Raw genomic sequence first — 14849 nt, forward strand, 5'->3', positions numbered from 1 at the left:
GCAGTGATCGCTCAACCCTGTTGGCTGCCGTCAGGGTTGCCGGGCATGTCCTGCTGTTGCTGTTGCTGTTGCTGGCGGGTGGCGGGTGGCGGCATGCCGGGCATGGCCACCTTCACGCCCGATCGCGGCCATGTGCTGGCGATCCTGGCTGATGGCTTCACCACCCTTGCGGCCGGCCACGCGGGCCTCATCCGGGCTGAACTGGTGTGCATTGCCGGATGCGTGGGCGGCGCGTCCACCTTTCGACGCGATCGCGCGCTGCTTGTCCTCGTCCATCGAGGCAAAACCACGGTTGCTGCTGCCAGTGCGTGAGTTGGCCATTGCCGGTCTCCGGGTGCGAAATGGGATGCCGCCGTCAGCGACGGCTTCATGCTCCACATCGCGGGCTAACGGCAGGTGGACGTTGGCGGCATCGGACTCACATGCCCTGCGCATGCGTTTGACAACCGGTTACCGCGCGGGAAGCGCCGAGATCAGCAGGCGGTCACCGCGGCAGACATCGGTGCTGCTGTACAGGATGCGGCGCCCATCGTTGAAAGTGATGCGCAGATCGACGCGGCAGCCGGTCCCGCGTAGTGCCACGGTCGCCTGGCCTCCACCTCCTGCGATGGGCCCGGCCAATGCCAAGGCATGGAATGCGTCGGTTTCGCTCACCGCGACTTCCACCGACGTGGCAGGTGCATGGGCACGGTTGATCAGGGTCAGGTAGTGCAGCGGCGCCGCAGGCGCGCTGGCGGCAATGCAGAACAGGCTGGTAGCGAGCAGGGTGCGGGACTTGTACATGCGGGATCTCCATTGGGGACATCGCCATCTGGCGGTGGAGGCTACGCGCCCGCAATCGATCCGGGACGAATCGTCGCGACAGCGGGACCAATCGCAATCGGCCCTCGCCGCGCTTCATTGCCGGCCACGCTGTGCCTAAGATGGCGCTGGCCCGCTCCGGGCACCGGGACGCATGCGATGAAGATCCGCCTTGGCCATACCCAGATCGACGTGCTGCGTTACCTGCTGCTGTGGCTGGCGGTTGCGTTCGCTTTCACCCTGCAGAAGGTGTTGAGCCACAGCCTGCAGGGCCAGTCGTTTCCATTTGAGGTCTACCTGCGCTGGTCGATGATCCAGTGGTTCACCTGGGCGGCGCTGGCGCCGCTGGTGTTCACCCTGGGCGAACGCTATCCGCTGCGGCCGGAGCGAAGGCTGGCCGGTCTGGGGGTGCAGCTGCTGGCTAGCGCGGGGGTGACCGGGCTGGCGATGGTGGTGGGTGCCCTGGTGTCCACCTGGTTCGAGCCCAGCAGTTTTGGCGAGCAGCTGTGGTATTTCATTGCCCAGCATTTCGCGCTGGGCCTGCTGACCTACTGGGCACTTTTCGCGATCCAGCAGGCGCTGCATTTCCAGCAGGAAAAGGTGCGCCGCGAGATAGAGGCAAGCAGGCTGGCGACCGAGCTGGCGCAGTCGCGGTTGCTGGCGTTGAAGTCGCAGCTGCAGCCGCATTTCCTGTTCAATACGCTGCACGCCATCATCACCCTGCTGGATGAAGACAAGGCCAGTGCCGAAGACATGCTGCTGCGTCTGAGCGAGCTGCTCCGCGCTTTTCTGGAAGACTACGACGGCCAGGAAATCAGCCTGCGCCAGGAACTGGAGTTGATCGAGCTGTACCTCGGCATCCAGCGCACGCGCTTCAAGGATCGCCTGCACAGCCGCATCTATGTTGCACCGGAACTGCTGGATGGCGCGGTTCCAAGCCTGATCCTGCAGCCGCTGGTGGAAAACGCGCTGCGCCATGGCATCGGCCGCAACCTCGGCGAGGACACCATCGAGATCGAGGGCCGCCGCGACGGTGACATGCTGTGCATCGAGGTGCGCAACCAGAACAGCACGCTGCAGCAGCCCGGGGCGCCCGGTGGTCATGGCATCGGCCTGTCCAATACGCGGCTGCGCCTGCGCGAGCTGTACGGCGATGCGGCCGAGGTGCGCCTGGACCTGCTCTGGCCGCAGGGTGTGGCCTGCAGGGTGCGGTTGCCACTGCGGATGCTGGACGATGCCGATGACGCTCCCGAGTTTGTCGTGCACGGTAGTGCCGCATGAGCCTGAGCGTGCTGGTGGTGGACGACGAGCCGATCGCCCGGCGCGCGGTGACGCGCCTGCTGCACGGTGATGCGGACATCGACCATGTAGCCGAGTGCGGTGACGGAGTGTCTGCCGTGGCAGCCATCCGCGCGCAGTCGCCGGACCTGGTGTTCCTGGATGTGCAGATGCCTGGCATCACCGGTCTGGACGTGCTGGCCACCATCGGCGCCGCGCGGATGCCGGCCACGGTATTCGTCACCGCCTACGAGCAGTATGCGGTACGCGCATTCGAGGCCAATGCACTGGATTACCTCGTCAAGCCCTTCAGTCGCGAGCGTTTCGCGGCCACCTTGCTGCGCGCGAAGTGCCGGCTGGCCCAGGCCGCCAATGCCGCCGACAACACGCGCCTGCTGCAGGCGCTGGATGTACTGCGCAGGCGCGAGGATCATCTGCAGCGTATTGCCGTACGTGATGGCGAGGCGATGCTGCTGCTGGCGGTGCAGGACATCCTCTGGATCCGCGCCAATCGCAATACGGTGCAACTGCATCTGGCCGATCGCGTGCACGAGCTTCGCGAAACCATGAACAGCCTGGCTGAACGGCTGGATCCCAGGCATTTCGCCCGGGTGCATCGCTCGGCCATCGTCAACATCGCGCGGGTCAGGACGATCCACCCCTGGTTCAATGGCCATCACGTACTCACCCTGGAGAACGGCCAGCAGCTGCGCATGAGCCGCTACCAGAACGACGCCTTCCTGCGGCTGGTGTCGGCGCGCTCGGAGGCGTGAGTGCCTGCTGCCGGGCCAAGCGCCGCCGACCCGACGGCGATGGCATGCAGAATGTCATCGGTTCCTATCGCCGATGCCATCGGGCTTGCCTAGAATCGAGGCATCCCGGTAGGTCCCGGGCGCTGTCGAGTGAATGGATTCAATGAAGATTCTGTTGACCGGAAGTTCCGGGCGGATAGGGCGCGCGATCTTCGGTGCGCTGGCGGGTGCCAATGAGGTGGTGGGGCTGGACCGCAGTCCCTTCGCCACCACGCGCGTGATTGCCGATGTCACCGATCGCCGGGCGCTGGAACGCGCCGTGCAGGGGGTCGACGCCGTGATCCATACCGCGGCGCTGCACGCGCCGCACGTGGGCCTGGTGCCTGACACGGTGTTCCAGCAGATCAACGTGGAGGCGACCGCGAACCTGCTGCTGCTGGCGCGCGAGGCCGGCGTGCAGCGCTTCGTGCTGACCAGCACCACGGCGTTGTATGGCCATGCCGTGGTATCCGGCGGCTGCCGTTGGATCGACGAGGACACCGAGCCGCTGCCACGCACGATCTACCACCGCACCAAACTGCAGGCCGAGGCCGCTGCCGAAGCGGCGGCAAGTGCAACGTTCACCGTGCGCGTGCTGCGGATGGCACGCTGCTTCCCCGAGCCGCCTGACCGCATGGCGATGTTCCGCCTGCACCGCGGTATCGACGCGCGCGACGTGGCCAGCGCCCATGCCGCGCTGCTTCACGATGAAGGCGCGCCCTTCCAGCGTTACCTCGCCTGTGCGCCGACGCCTTTCCGGCGCGAGGACTGCCTGCAGCTGGCCGCCGATCCGCGCCAGGTGCTGGCGCGCCGCGCACCGCAGCTGCTGGCCGAGTTCGAGCGCCGTGGCTGGCCGCTGCCGCTCAGCATTGACCGGGTCTACGACAGCAGCCGGATGCGTGCAGCACTGGGCTGGCAGCCGCGGTTCGGTCCAGAGGACGTCCTGCAGCAGTACGCCGCGGGCAGCATCGAGGTCCTGCCCCGTGCGGAGTGGATCCGCGACCGCGTCGCCGAATAGAGTCGCCGGACAGAACAGGCGAGCAGCACAGGCCTGCGTCGACGGCCGCAGCTGAGCAGGTTCAGGTTTGTCCGCGCGGTGGGCCTCAACCTCGCCCGGCCATTGCCGCTAACCCGGTGCGCGCCTTCCCGCGCCGGAGTCCGATCCGGCGGGGCAGGCGGCCCGCGCGATGGATCGCGCATCTGCGCGGTGCCCTGGTGGCACCGGTCGACCTGAACTGCCTGCGGATCCTTCCATGCCTCCTTCCCGTTCCGTCGCTGCCCGTCGCCCCGGCAGCATCGCCCACAAGCTGATGCTGGGCACCGCGGTGATCGCGTTGCTGTGCTTCGGCGCGACCGCGTTCCTGATCTATCACCAGGCCAGTTCGGCGCTGGTGTCGTCCTCGCGGCAGACCATGGCCAGCGAAGCCCGTGCCGAGGCGCGCCAGGTGGCTGCCGACCTGGGCACGGCCTTCGCCAGCAACGATGCGATGGTGGAAACCGTGCTGGCCCAGCGTGCGCGCGGTGATGCGCCCGATCGTGCCAGCCTGGCCAATGTGATCGGCGAGCAGCTGCACGCGCACCCGGAATGGCTGGGCAAGAGCACCATGTGGGAGGCCAATGCCTTCGACGGCAAGGACGCCGAGTTCGTCAACAGCGAGGCGCACGACGCCACCGGCCGCTACATGAGCTACTGGGCCTGGCAGGACGGCAAGCCGCAGCAGTCGACGATGACCGACTACACCGAGACGCCCAGCGGCTCGGGCAACTGGTACATGGTGCCCAGCCGCGACAAGCTGCCGCTGGTCAGTGAACCGTATGCCTACGACATCGGCGGCAAGCAGGTGCTGATGAGCACGCTCAGCACGCCGATCGTCGAGAACGGTACCTTCCTCGGTGTCTTCACCGTCGACTTCTCGCTGGACGCGCTGCAGAAGCACCTGGCCACGCTGACGCCGATGGGTGCCGGCCGTGTCGAGCTGCTGTCGCCGAAGGGCGTGGTGCTGGCCTCGGCCGATGCTGCCGAGATCGGCAAGCCGCGCACCGATGCCGCCACCCTCGGCATGCTGGCGCAGATCGCCGCCGACAAGACGTACGAAGCGTTCGAGCCCGACGCTGCCGGCAACGTCCGCCTGTACGTGCCGCTGCAGGTGGGTGACGCGCCGCAGCGTTTCGCGCTGGGCGTGGTGGTGCCGCACGCGGTGATCATCGCGCAGGCCCGTGAGCTGCTGTGGATCATCCTGCTGGTGGGTGTGGTGGCCGCGCTGGTGCTCAGCGGTGGTGTCTACCTGCTGCTGCAGCGGCTGGCCGTGCGCCCGCTGGCGCAGGCGGTGCGCATCGCCGGTGACGTGGCCGCGGGCAAGCTGGATACCGCCATGCCGGCGCTGGGCAACGACGAAGTGGGCCGCCTGCTGGACGCGATGCAGGGCATGCGTGGCCAGCTGCAGGCGGTGATGGCCGCACAGGCGGAGATGGCGCGTCGCCATGATGCCGGTGAAATCAGCTACCGCATGGATGCCTCGGTGTTCCCGGGCGAGTACGGCCGCATGGTGGCCGACAGCAACCAGCTGGTGGCCGACAGCAACGCGGTCACCCAGCGCCTGGTGGAGGTGATGCAGCGCTACGCGGTGGGCGACCTGAGCGTGGACATGGAGGCACTGCCGGGCGAAAAGGCGGTATTCACCGCTGCCATGGCAACCACCAAGAGCAACCTGGCGGCGATCAACGAGCAGATCCAGCAGTTGGCCGCCGCCGCCGCAGCGGGCGATTTCGCGGTGCGCGGCGATGTGCAGCGCTTCGAGCATGATTTCCGCCGCATGGTGGAAACCCTGAACACCATGATGCAGGTCAGTGACCACAACCTGGCCGCACTGTCGACGCTGCTGCGCGCCATCGCCGCCGGTGACCTCAGTACGCGGATGGAGGGTGACTTCCACGGGGTGTTCGCGGTGATGCGCGATGATGCCAACAGCACCGTGCAGCAGTTGACCCAGATCGTCGGCCAGATCCAGCAGTCCGCTTCCAGCATCCGCCTGGCCGCAGGCGAGATCGCGTCGGGCAACAGCGACCTGTCACGCCGCACCGAACAGCAGGCGGCCAACCTGGAAGAAACCGCCGCGTCCATGGAGGAGCTCACCTCCACCGTGCGCCAGAACGCTGATCACGCCCTGCAGGCCAACAAGCTGGCGGCCTCGGCCGCAGGCGTTGCCAGCGAAGGCGGGCAGGTGGTCAGCCAGGTGGTGCAGACCATGGAGCAGATCGAGACTTCTTCGCAGCGCATCGCCGAGATCATCTCGGTGATCGATGGCATCGCCTTCCAGACCAACATCCTGGCCTTGAACGCAGCGGTGGAAGCGGCGCGCGCGGGCGAACAGGGTCGTGGCTTTGCGGTGGTCGCCAGTGAGGTGCGCGCGCTGGCACAGCGCTCGGCAGGCGCAGCCAAGGAGATCAAGGAGCTGATCGACGCCTCGGTCGGCCATGTCGGCGCCGGTGCGCAGCTGGTGCATGGCGCTGGCCGCACGATGCAGGAGATCGTCGGCCAGGTCGGCCGCGTCAACGAGATCATGGCCGAGATCTCGGCCGCCTCGCGCGAACAGTCGGCGGGTATCGAACAGGTCAACCAGACCGTGGTGCAGATGGACGAGACCACCCAGCAGAATGCTGCGCTGGTGGAAGAAGCCACGGCGGCGGCGCGGGCGATGGAAGAACAGGCCGAGCAGCTGGCGGTGGCGGTGTCACGCTTCCGCCTGCAGGCCGACAACCGCCCGACGGCCACGTTGCGCGCTGCCTGACCGGGGCCGTGAACGACGACGCCCGGCCGAGGCCGGGCGTCGATGTGCTGCTGCGCTGTCGAGCGCTGCGGCTTAGAACATGCCTTCGAAGGGGTTCCAGCTGGTGTTGCCCTTCACCTGTTCCAGGTAGTAGCTGTAGTTGGTGCTCGACGCCACCAGGAAGTTCATCGCAATGAACAGTGCACGGGCCACGATGTCCGGCAGCACCAGGCTGACCGCGATCAGCACGATGTTGATGCCGATCACCACCAGCGCCTTGCGCCACATGCCCAGGATGAACAGATAGATCGCGCCGAAGAAGAAGGCGAAGAAGTTGAGGTTGATCTTCAGGCGGTCGCCGAAGGACAGCGCCTTCCACGCCTGCTTGAAGCCGGGCTCCTTGGGGGCGCCGTGCTGCTGGAAGAAGTTGAAGCGGAACTGCCACTTCGGGCTGAAGCGGCTGAGGTCGATGGTATTCATGTGAGTAGGGACTTCCCTGTTAGGAAAACGTTTTCATGATAAGTGAGTCACATTCAGCAAACCAGCTTGGAGCGTCAAAATTGTGACGTTCCTACGGCGAAGGGCTTGCGTCCCGGTGCCGCACCGTCACCCATCCGCCTTGTTTTTAGGATAGGGTGCGCAGTTCCGCCGCCGCCCCGGCACTTCATGGGTAGCAGCGGTATGTCCATGGAGGTTGCATGACCACACCCGCTACACCGGAAAACGCACCCGGACCGGTGCTCCTGCCGACACCCGAAGTGGTGCAGGCACAACAACTGCTCGCCCGCCAGCAACTGGCGGTGGCGATGGACCGTGCACGCATCGCGGCCAGCCGCGATGGGGCGCCGGCGGTGCTGGAAAACGACTGAGCCTGGGAAACCAGCCGCGATCGCGCTGGCCTGTTGCCAGCGCGATCACAGTGCGCATCAGAAGCGCGCGGTCATGCTGAGGAAGTAGCTGCGGCCCGCCACGAAGTAGTCGGTGGCGCCGTCGGCGTACAGCTTCTTGTCGGCCAGGTTGCTGACGCCGCCGCGCAGGGTCAGCACCTCGTTGACGTTCCAGGCAGCGGTCAGGTCATACAGCGTGTAGGCCTTCAGGAAGGTATTGACCACGCCGGTCTGCTTGCCGGTGTACTGCGCCGACAGGCTGCTGGAGAACACCGTGTTCGGCGTCCAGTCCAGCGACGAATAGCCTGAGAACTCCGGGGTGTCGATCAGGTTGCGGCCGGTGGTCAGGTTCTTGGCTTCCTTCATCCAGGTCGCCGAGGTGCGCCAGCGCCAGTGATCGCCGAAGCGGAAGTTGAGGTTGCCTTCCATGCCGCTGGTGCGCGCGCGCTGCACGTTGCTCATGCGCGTCCACCAGTAACCGTTGAAGAAGCCCAGCGCTTCGTATTCGATCTTGTTCCTGAAATCGGTATGGAAGTAGGTCAGGCCGGCGTCGACCAGATCGTTGTCGAAGCTGACGCCGATCTCGCGGTTGGTGCTGGTTTCCGGGTCCAGGTCGGGGTTGCCGGCCATGTAGCAGCCGCCACGCACGTAGCCCAGCGGGTACAGCGAGGTGCAGCCGCGGCCGCCGGACTGGGTCGCCGCGCTGGGCGAATTCTCGGTCAGGCTCGGCGCGCGGAAGCCCTTGGAGACGCCGCCACGGATCGTCCACTGCTCGCTCGGGTGCCAGACCAGGTAGGCGCGCGGACTGACATGGCTGCCGAACTGCTCATGGTGGTCCAGGCGCGCGCCCAGGGTCAGGGCCAGGGTGCGGTGCAGCTTCAGCTCGTCTTCGACGAACAGCGCCCAGGTATCCACTTCCAGGGTGGAACCGACCACCGGTTTGCCGGCGTAGTCGATCGGTGCCTGGCCGATGGTGTCGGTGTTGGTCAGCTCCTGGCGCTTCCATTGGCCGCCCACCGCGAACTGGTGGTCCACGCCCAGGGTGAAGGGCGTGCTCAGGCTGCCTTCGATGATCGTATCGGTTGCCTCGGAGCGACCGGTAGCGCCGATATCGTTCTTATACTCGGTCCAGTACGCGCTGAGCTTGGAGGTACCGAAATCCCACTTGCCGTCGTGGTTCAACGCCAGCGAACTGCGCTTGAGCTCACTGGCGCCCCATGCGCCCTCATCCTGCTTTTCCAGCGCCTGGGCGATGAAGGCCTGCTGCACGCCGTGGCCCGCTTCCAGCGACACTTCCTGTGCCTCGCTCAGCTTCCACTGCAGCAGCGCGTCGACATTGCGGTCCTTCTCGCCGGCGTAGGCGTTGCCATACACGCCGCCGTTGGAGCGGTCCGAATCGCGGCGCATGCTGTTGGCACCGATGCGCAGGCCGAAGCGCTCGCCCAGCGGGCCGGAGAAGGTCGCGCCGATCTGCTGGGTGTCGCCACGGTCGCCATCCTGCGGCCGGGTGTAGCTGTGGGTGGCGCTGCCGTTCCAGCTGTCGCCGATGCGCTTGGTGATGATGTTGATCACCCCGCCCATCGCGTCCGAGCCATACAGCGAGGACATCGGACCGCGCACCACTTCGATGCGCTCGATCTGGTCGGGCGAAATCCAGTTCAGGTCCTGGCGGCCCAGGTCGGGGCGGTAGTTGGTCGAGGCCGAGCTGCCCATGCGCTTGCCGTCCACCAGCACCAGCGTGTAGTTGGACGGCATCCCGCGCAGCTTGATCTTGGACTGCTCACCGGCGGCGCTGAGCCCACCGGTCACGCCCGGAATGCGGCTGAGCAGGGTGGCCAGGTCGTGCACCGGCTGGCGCTCGATGTCTTCGCGGCTGATCACGCTGATGCTGGCCGGGGCATCCTTGATCCACTGCTGGTTGCCCGAAGCGGTGACCACCACGGTATCCAGGTCCTTGGTCGAGGCGTCGGCGCTGGCTTCAGCGGCGGCGAGGGCAGGCAGGGTCAGCAGGCAGGCGGTGGCCAGGGCGCTGGCCAGTCGGGTGCGCGACAGGCGCGCGGAACGGAGAGGGGACATGACGGCTTCCAAGGGAGAGGAAAGACCCGGTGGAAGCAGCAGGCGCACGCAGACAGCAGGCAGCCACCCCTTCCCTGGGTCGTCGGGCGCGCGGTAGGTCCGGCGCAGCTGGGTGGGTCCGGTGCGCGGAGCGCGGTGACCTGCCTGGTTAACGGAATGATAACCGTTCTCGTTTGTTACGATCCAGTACTTCCCGGGATGAATCGACATTCCCGGGCTGCGTGCCGCGGTTCGCCTGCTGATTGCTGAATGGGGAGATTTCCCGGCGTAGACCTTCGCACCCGGCTTACATTCGGGGCCATAGACTGAGCCGCATTTTTCGATTCCGCCCCGTTGGAGATCGTGTGGGTTCCGGTAGTGACAGACATCGACTGCGCGGCGTGACGCCGTGGCAGACAGGACAAGTGCGGACGCCGGGAATGCGTGCCAGGAACCTTGGTGCATGCAGCCCGGCCGGGACGGCCGGTCCTGCGGCCTGCAGGGAGTAGGCGGCCATGGGGAGTGAAACCATCGACGCGGAACCGGTCACGGCCGGTCCCGACGCGGGCTGGGCCCTGCTGCCCGCCGAAGCGCCACTGGTGATGCCCGAACAGACGCTGCGCGAAGGCGCGCTGAAAGTCCGGCGCCATCGCACCTCGCCGCGCATGATCGGGCTGCGTCGCCTGTACATCCTCGGCGGCACTGGAGCGATGACCGCCGTGGCTACCCGGATGATGTGGCGGGTGCTGTCCGGCAATGGCATCAGCGTGCTGGAGGCCTGCCTGCTGGTGCTGTTCGTCGGCCTGTTCGCGTGGATCGCGCTGTCCTTCGCCAGTGCCGTGGCCGGCTTCCTGACGGCCGTGTTCGACCGCGGCTACCGCCTGGGCATCGATCCGGACAAGCCGCTGCCGACCGTGCACAGCCGCACCGCGCTGCTGATGCCCACCTACAACGAAGACCCGCGCCGGTTGCTGGCCGGCCTGCGCGCGATCTACGAATCGGTGGCGGCCACCGGCCAGCTGCAGCGTTTCGATTTCTTCGTGCTGAGTGATACCCGCCGCGAGGACATCGCGCGTGCCGAAGAGCAGGTGTTCGCCGAGCTGCGCGAGCTGGTGCCCGATGGCCAGGCGCGGCTGTTCTATCGTCGCCGTGGTGACAACAGCGCGCGCAAGGCCGGCAACATCGCCGACTGGGTACGCCGCTTCGGCGGTGCCTACCCGCAGATGCTGATCCTGGATGCCGACAGCCTGATGACCGGTGACAGCATCGTGCGCCTGGTGGCCGGCATGGAGCACAACGCCGACGTCGGCCTGATCCAGACCCTGCCATCGGTCATCGGCGGCCGCACCCTGTTCTCGCGCATGCAGCAGTTCGGCGGGCGCGTGTACGGCCCGGTGATCGCCCGTGGCGTGGCCTGGTGGCACGGTGCCGAAAGCAATTACTGGGGCCACAACGCGATCATCCGCACCCGGGCCTTCGCCGACCACGCCGGCCTGCCGGAGCTGCCGGGGCGCAAGCCGTTCGGCGGCCACGTGCTCAGCCACGATTTCGTGGAAGCCGCGCTGATGCGCCGTGGTGGCTGGGCCGCGCACATGGTGCCCTACCTGGGCGGCAGCTACGAGGAAGGCCCGCCGACGCTGACCGACCTGCTGGTGCGCGATCGCCGCTGGTGCCAGGGCAACCTGCAGCACGGCAAGGTGGTGGGCAGCCGTGGCCTGCACTGGATCAGCCGCGTGCACATGCTGATCGGCATCGGCCATTACTTCACCGCCCCGATGTGGGCGATGCTGATGCTGATCGGCATCGCCATCCCGCTGTTCCAGGATGGCATCGATTTCAATGCATTGTTGCATCTGTCGCCCAGCGTGTACTGGCGCGCGCAGGATGAGGAACAGGTGGTGCGCCTGTTCGCCGCCACCATGGCGGTGCTGCTGATGCCCAAGGTGCTGGGGTACCTGGCGATGCTGCTCGACCCGGTCGAACGCCGTGGCTGCGGTGGCGCGATCCGGGCGTTCCTGTCGATGCTGGTGGAAACCGTGCTGGCCGCGCTGATGGCGCCGGTGGTGATGTACGTGCAGTCGCGCGGCGTGGCCGAAGTCCTGTCCGGCCGCGACTCGGGCTGGGATGCCCAGCAGCGCGATGACGGTGGCATCTCGTGGATTTCGCTGGTGCGCGGCTACGGTGGCCTGGGCGTGTTTGGCGCCTTCATGGGCGTGCTGGCGTGGGCGGTGTCGCCGTCGCTGGCGGCCTGGATGGCGCCGGTGGTGATCGGCATGGTGCTGGCGGTGCCGGTGGTGGCACTGACCTCGCTGCGCGGGCCGGGTGCCTTCCTGCATCGTCTCGGCCTGCTCGACATCCCTGAAGAGAACATCCCGCCGCCGGTGCTGGTGCGCGCCGCACAGCTGCGCCGGGAAGCGGCCGAGCAACCGCCGCTGTACTGATCGCACCGTGCCAGCGGCATAATGCGGCTCGAACGTACAGGAGCCGCAACATGCTGCAAACGGTGGAACAGGAAACCGGCGCCTCGCCGCAGTGGTCGGTGATCTGGCTGCACGGCCTCGGTGCCGACGGCCATGATTTCGCGCCGATCGTGCCCGAACTGGTGCGCCCGCACTGGCCGGCACTGCGCTTCGTGTTCCCGCACGCACCGGTGCGGCCGATCACGATCAACAACGGCGTGCCGATGCGCGGCTGGTACGACATTGTCGGCATGGACTTCCGTTCGCGCGCCGACATGACCGGCGTGCAGGAGTCGGTGACGCAGCTGGATGCGCTGATCGCCCGCGAGATCGAACGCGGCGTCGCCGCCGATCACATCTTCCTGGCCGGCTTCTCGCAGGGCGGCGCGGTGATCCTCAGTGCCGCGCTGGTGCGCACTGCGCCGTTGGCCGGCCTGATCGCACTGTCGACCTATCTGCCGGATGCCGAAAGCGCGTCGCGCGTCGATGGCGCAGTGGACGTGCCGGTGTTCATGGCCCACGGCAGCAGCGATCCGGTGATCCCGCAGGCGGTGGCCGCGCACAGCGCCGAGACGCTGCGCACGCTTGGGCTGGACGTGCAGTGGCACAGCTACCCGATGGCCCACCAGGTGTGCGCCGAGGAAATCGACGCGTTGGGCGACTGGCTGCAGGCACGCCTGGGCGTCGCCTGAGCCATGGCCGCGAGCGCTGCCACCCCTTGGATGCCGGAACTGTGCCGCCTGCCGCGGTTGGCAGCGATGCTTGGCCTGGCCGAACTGGTGGTGGTGGTGCTGGCATTGGCGCCCGATGGCAGCCGGCACTGGACTGTTGGTGAACTGGCCTCGGCCAGCGGCTTCGCACTGTGGCTGGCGCTGGCGGTCACCGCCAGCCTGTGCATGCTGCGGCAGGCGCTGTCGAAGCTGCCGGAACTGCTGGGTGCCGTCGCCGCCGTCGGCCTGGCCGCGCTGATCGCCATCCTGTGCGCGGGCATCATCCATGCCCTGTATGCCGTGCTGGGCGACAACTTCGCGCGCGGCATCGGCTTCTGGCGCTTCACCCTGGGCAGCGCGGCCACCACGGCACTGATCACCGCATTGGCGCTGCGCTACTTCTATGTCAGCGACCGCTGGGCGGCGCAGGTGCAGGCCAATGCCCGCGCGCAGGCCGACGCCCTGCAGGCGCGTATCCGCCCGCATTTCCTGTTCAACAGCATGAACCTGATCGCCAGCCTGCTGCATCGCGACCCGGCGGTGGCCGAGCGTGCCGTGCTCGACCTGTCCGATCTGTTCCGCGCCGCGCTGGGGGCGGGCGAGGGCGATTCGACCCTCCGCGATGAGTGCGAGCTGGCCGAGCGCTATCTGTCGATCGAATCGCTGCGTCTGGGCGATCGCTTGCGGGTGCACTGGCAGCGCGACGAACCCCTGCCCTGGGATCTGCCGATGCCGCGGCTGGTGCTGCAGCCGCTGGTGGAAAACGCGGTGCTGCATGGCATCTCGCGCCTGCCCGAAGGCGGCACCATCGAGCTGCATCTGGCCTGTGTGGGCAGCGAACTGCAGATCCGCGTACGCAATCCCGCGCCCGATCCGCAGGTGCCCGGGCTGGCCCTGGCGCAGGGGGCGGGCCATGCCCAGCACAGCATCGGCCACCGCCTGACCTGGCGCTTCGGCCGCGCCGCGCGGATGACGGCTGGCTGGAGCGAGGGCTACTATGCCTGCCAGGTGACAGTGCCGATCCAGTGAGGGGACGATCGTGAGGGTAGTCATCGCCGATGACGAACCGCTGGCGCGCGAGCGCCTGCGCAGCCTGCTGGCCGCGCAGGAAGGGGTGGACGTGGTGGCCGAGGCCGGCAACGGCGAGCAGGCCCTGCACGCGTGCGCCGAACTGCAGCCGGACCTGGTCCTGCTGGATATCGCCATGCCCGGCCTGGACGGGCTGGAAGCGGCCCGCCATCTGGCCAGTTTCGAGCCGAGGCCGGCGGTGGTGTTCTGCACCGCCTACGATGCGCACGCGCTGTCGGCGTTCGAGGCGGCGGCCATTGATTACCTGATGAAGCCGGTGCGCGCCGAGCGGCTGGCGGCGGCGATCGCACGCGCCCGCACTTTCCTGGCCGGCCGCGACGGCCAACCCCAGCACACCGGCGGCCAGGCCCGCAGCATGCTGTGTGCCCGCCTGCGTGGCAGCCTGCGATTGATTCCGCTGGACGACATCCACTATCTGCAGGCCGAAGAAAAGTACGTGGTGGTGCATCACGCCCGTGGCGAGGATCTGATCGAGGAATCGTTGAAGTCGCTGGAGGAAGAGTTCGCAAGCCGCTTCGTGCGCATCCACCGCAACTGCCTGGTGGCGCGCCATGAGCTGGTGGAACTGCGGCGTGGCAGCGGTGGCCAGGTGCAGGCGGTGCTGCGGCATGGCAAGCAGCCGCTGGAAGTGAGTCGGCGCTGCGTGGCGACGCTGAAGCAGGAATTGCGGCATCTGTAGGTTTTCCGCGCGGCCTGCAGCCGCGACTGCTTCGACAGCAACAGCAACAGCAACAGCGGGTTGTCGGCTCTGTGTTGTTGCGTGTTGGGTGAGGCGGGATGGGCAGGCGGGACACGCCGTAAACCCATCCATGGGGGCTCGATGGCGCCATCCATGGCGCCAACGGTCCCGCCCGCCCATCCCGCCTCACCCTCGCGAATTTCCAGGTGACGGACGGCAAAGGCATTGTTGTTATCGGGCGGGAAAGAGGGGTCAGATCCCTTTTCCTGCGGAAAAGGGATCTGACCCCGGAAGCCGCCGGCTGTTTCTTCGGGGTGTGCATTTTTATTTTTT

Annotated in this window: 12 protein-coding genes and 1 pseudogene; 9 read left to right on the plus strand and 4 right to left on the minus strand. The window is 67.1% G+C overall.

Going from position 1 to position 14849, the window contains the following annotated elements:
- Window positions 1-11: 11 nt before the first annotated feature.
- Both AC13GI_RS20600 and AC13GI_RS20605 read right to left on the minus strand, forming a co-directional pair.
- A pseudogene (locus tag AC13GI_RS20600) lies at window positions 12-321 on the minus strand (KGG domain-containing protein).
- Between the two features lie 129 nt (window positions 322-450).
- Window positions 451-783, minus strand: a complete 333-nt coding sequence (locus tag AC13GI_RS20605) for a hypothetical protein (RefSeq protein WP_482997222.1) — start codon at window positions 781-783, stop codon at window positions 451-453.
- Window positions 784-960: 177 nt separating this feature from the next.
- Between AC13GI_RS20605 and AC13GI_RS20610 the strand changes: the two genes are divergently transcribed.
- The 4 genes from AC13GI_RS20610 (at window position 961) to AC13GI_RS20625 (ending at window position 6658) form a co-directional block, all read left to right on the plus strand.
- Complete coding sequence (locus AC13GI_RS20610) at window positions 961-2082, plus strand: sensor histidine kinase (protein WP_482997223.1); 1122 nt, start codon at window positions 961-963, stop codon at window positions 2080-2082.
- Window positions 2079-2852 (plus strand): LytR/AlgR family response regulator transcription factor, encoded by a 774-nt coding sequence (locus tag AC13GI_RS20615; RefSeq protein WP_099820560.1) that lies wholly within the window; start codon window positions 2079-2081, stop codon window positions 2850-2852. Before AC13GI_RS20610 ends, AC13GI_RS20615 begins: the two co-directional genes overlap by 4 nt.
- Before the next feature lie 142 nt (window positions 2853-2994).
- Window positions 2995-3888 carry an NAD-dependent epimerase/dehydratase family protein gene (locus AC13GI_RS20620; protein ID WP_482997224.1) on the plus strand — a complete coding sequence of 298 codons (894 nt, stop codon included), beginning with the start codon at window positions 2995-2997 and terminating at the stop codon, window positions 3886-3888.
- A 235-nt stretch (window positions 3889-4123) separates the two neighbouring features.
- Window positions 4124-6658: a methyl-accepting chemotaxis protein gene (locus tag AC13GI_RS20625; RefSeq protein ID WP_482997225.1), complete on the plus strand. Its 2535-nt coding sequence runs from the start codon at window positions 4124-4126 to the stop codon at window positions 6656-6658.
- Window positions 6659-6730: 72 nt separating this feature from the next.
- Here the strand turns inward: AC13GI_RS20625 and AC13GI_RS20630 are convergent, their stop codons facing one another.
- Window positions 6731-7117: a DUF2628 domain-containing protein gene (locus AC13GI_RS20630; RefSeq protein WP_482997226.1), complete on the minus strand. Its 387-nt coding sequence runs from the start codon at window positions 7115-7117 to the stop codon at window positions 6731-6733.
- A 218-nt stretch (window positions 7118-7335) separates the two neighbouring features.
- Between AC13GI_RS20630 and AC13GI_RS20635 the strand changes: the two genes are divergently transcribed.
- A complete protein-coding gene (locus AC13GI_RS20635; protein ID WP_482997227.1) occupies window positions 7336-7506 on the plus strand; it encodes a hypothetical protein in 171 nt (56 codons plus the stop codon).
- Window positions 7507-7563: 57 nt separating this feature from the next.
- On the opposite strand, the gene AC13GI_RS20640 is transcribed toward AC13GI_RS20635, so the two are convergent.
- The gene (locus AC13GI_RS20640; RefSeq protein ID WP_205405533.1) at window positions 7564-9600 is read right to left on the minus strand and encodes a TonB-dependent receptor domain-containing protein; all 2037 of its coding nucleotides are present in this window, start codon (window positions 9598-9600) and stop codon (window positions 7564-7566) included.
- Window positions 9601-10094: 494 nt separating this feature from the next.
- Between AC13GI_RS20640 and mdoH the strand changes: the two genes are divergently transcribed.
- From mdoH to AC13GI_RS20660, 4 genes are read left to right on the plus strand one after another with little or no spacing between them, the layout of a single operon-like run.
- Window positions 10095-12020 (plus strand): glucans biosynthesis glucosyltransferase MdoH, encoded by a 1926-nt coding sequence (gene mdoH / locus AC13GI_RS20645; RefSeq protein ID WP_482997228.1) that lies wholly within the window; start codon window positions 10095-10097, stop codon window positions 12018-12020.
- A gap of 50 nt (window positions 12021-12070) precedes the next feature.
- Entirely contained in the window at window positions 12071-12730 is a 660-nt protein-coding gene (locus AC13GI_RS20650; RefSeq protein WP_482997229.1) for an alpha/beta hydrolase, read from the plus strand.
- Between the two features lie 30 nt (window positions 12731-12760).
- Window positions 12761-13777, plus strand: a complete 1017-nt coding sequence (locus AC13GI_RS20655) for a sensor histidine kinase (protein WP_482997230.1) — start codon at window positions 12761-12763, stop codon at window positions 13775-13777.
- Window positions 13778-13787: 10 nt separating this feature from the next.
- A complete protein-coding gene (locus AC13GI_RS20660) occupies window positions 13788-14516 on the plus strand; it encodes a LytR/AlgR family response regulator transcription factor (RefSeq protein ID WP_025879008.1) in 729 nt (242 codons plus the stop codon).
- The last annotated feature ends 333 nt before the right edge of the window (window positions 14517-14849 follow it).

This window comes from Stenotrophomonas sp. 82F1 (genome assembly GCF_056861525.1).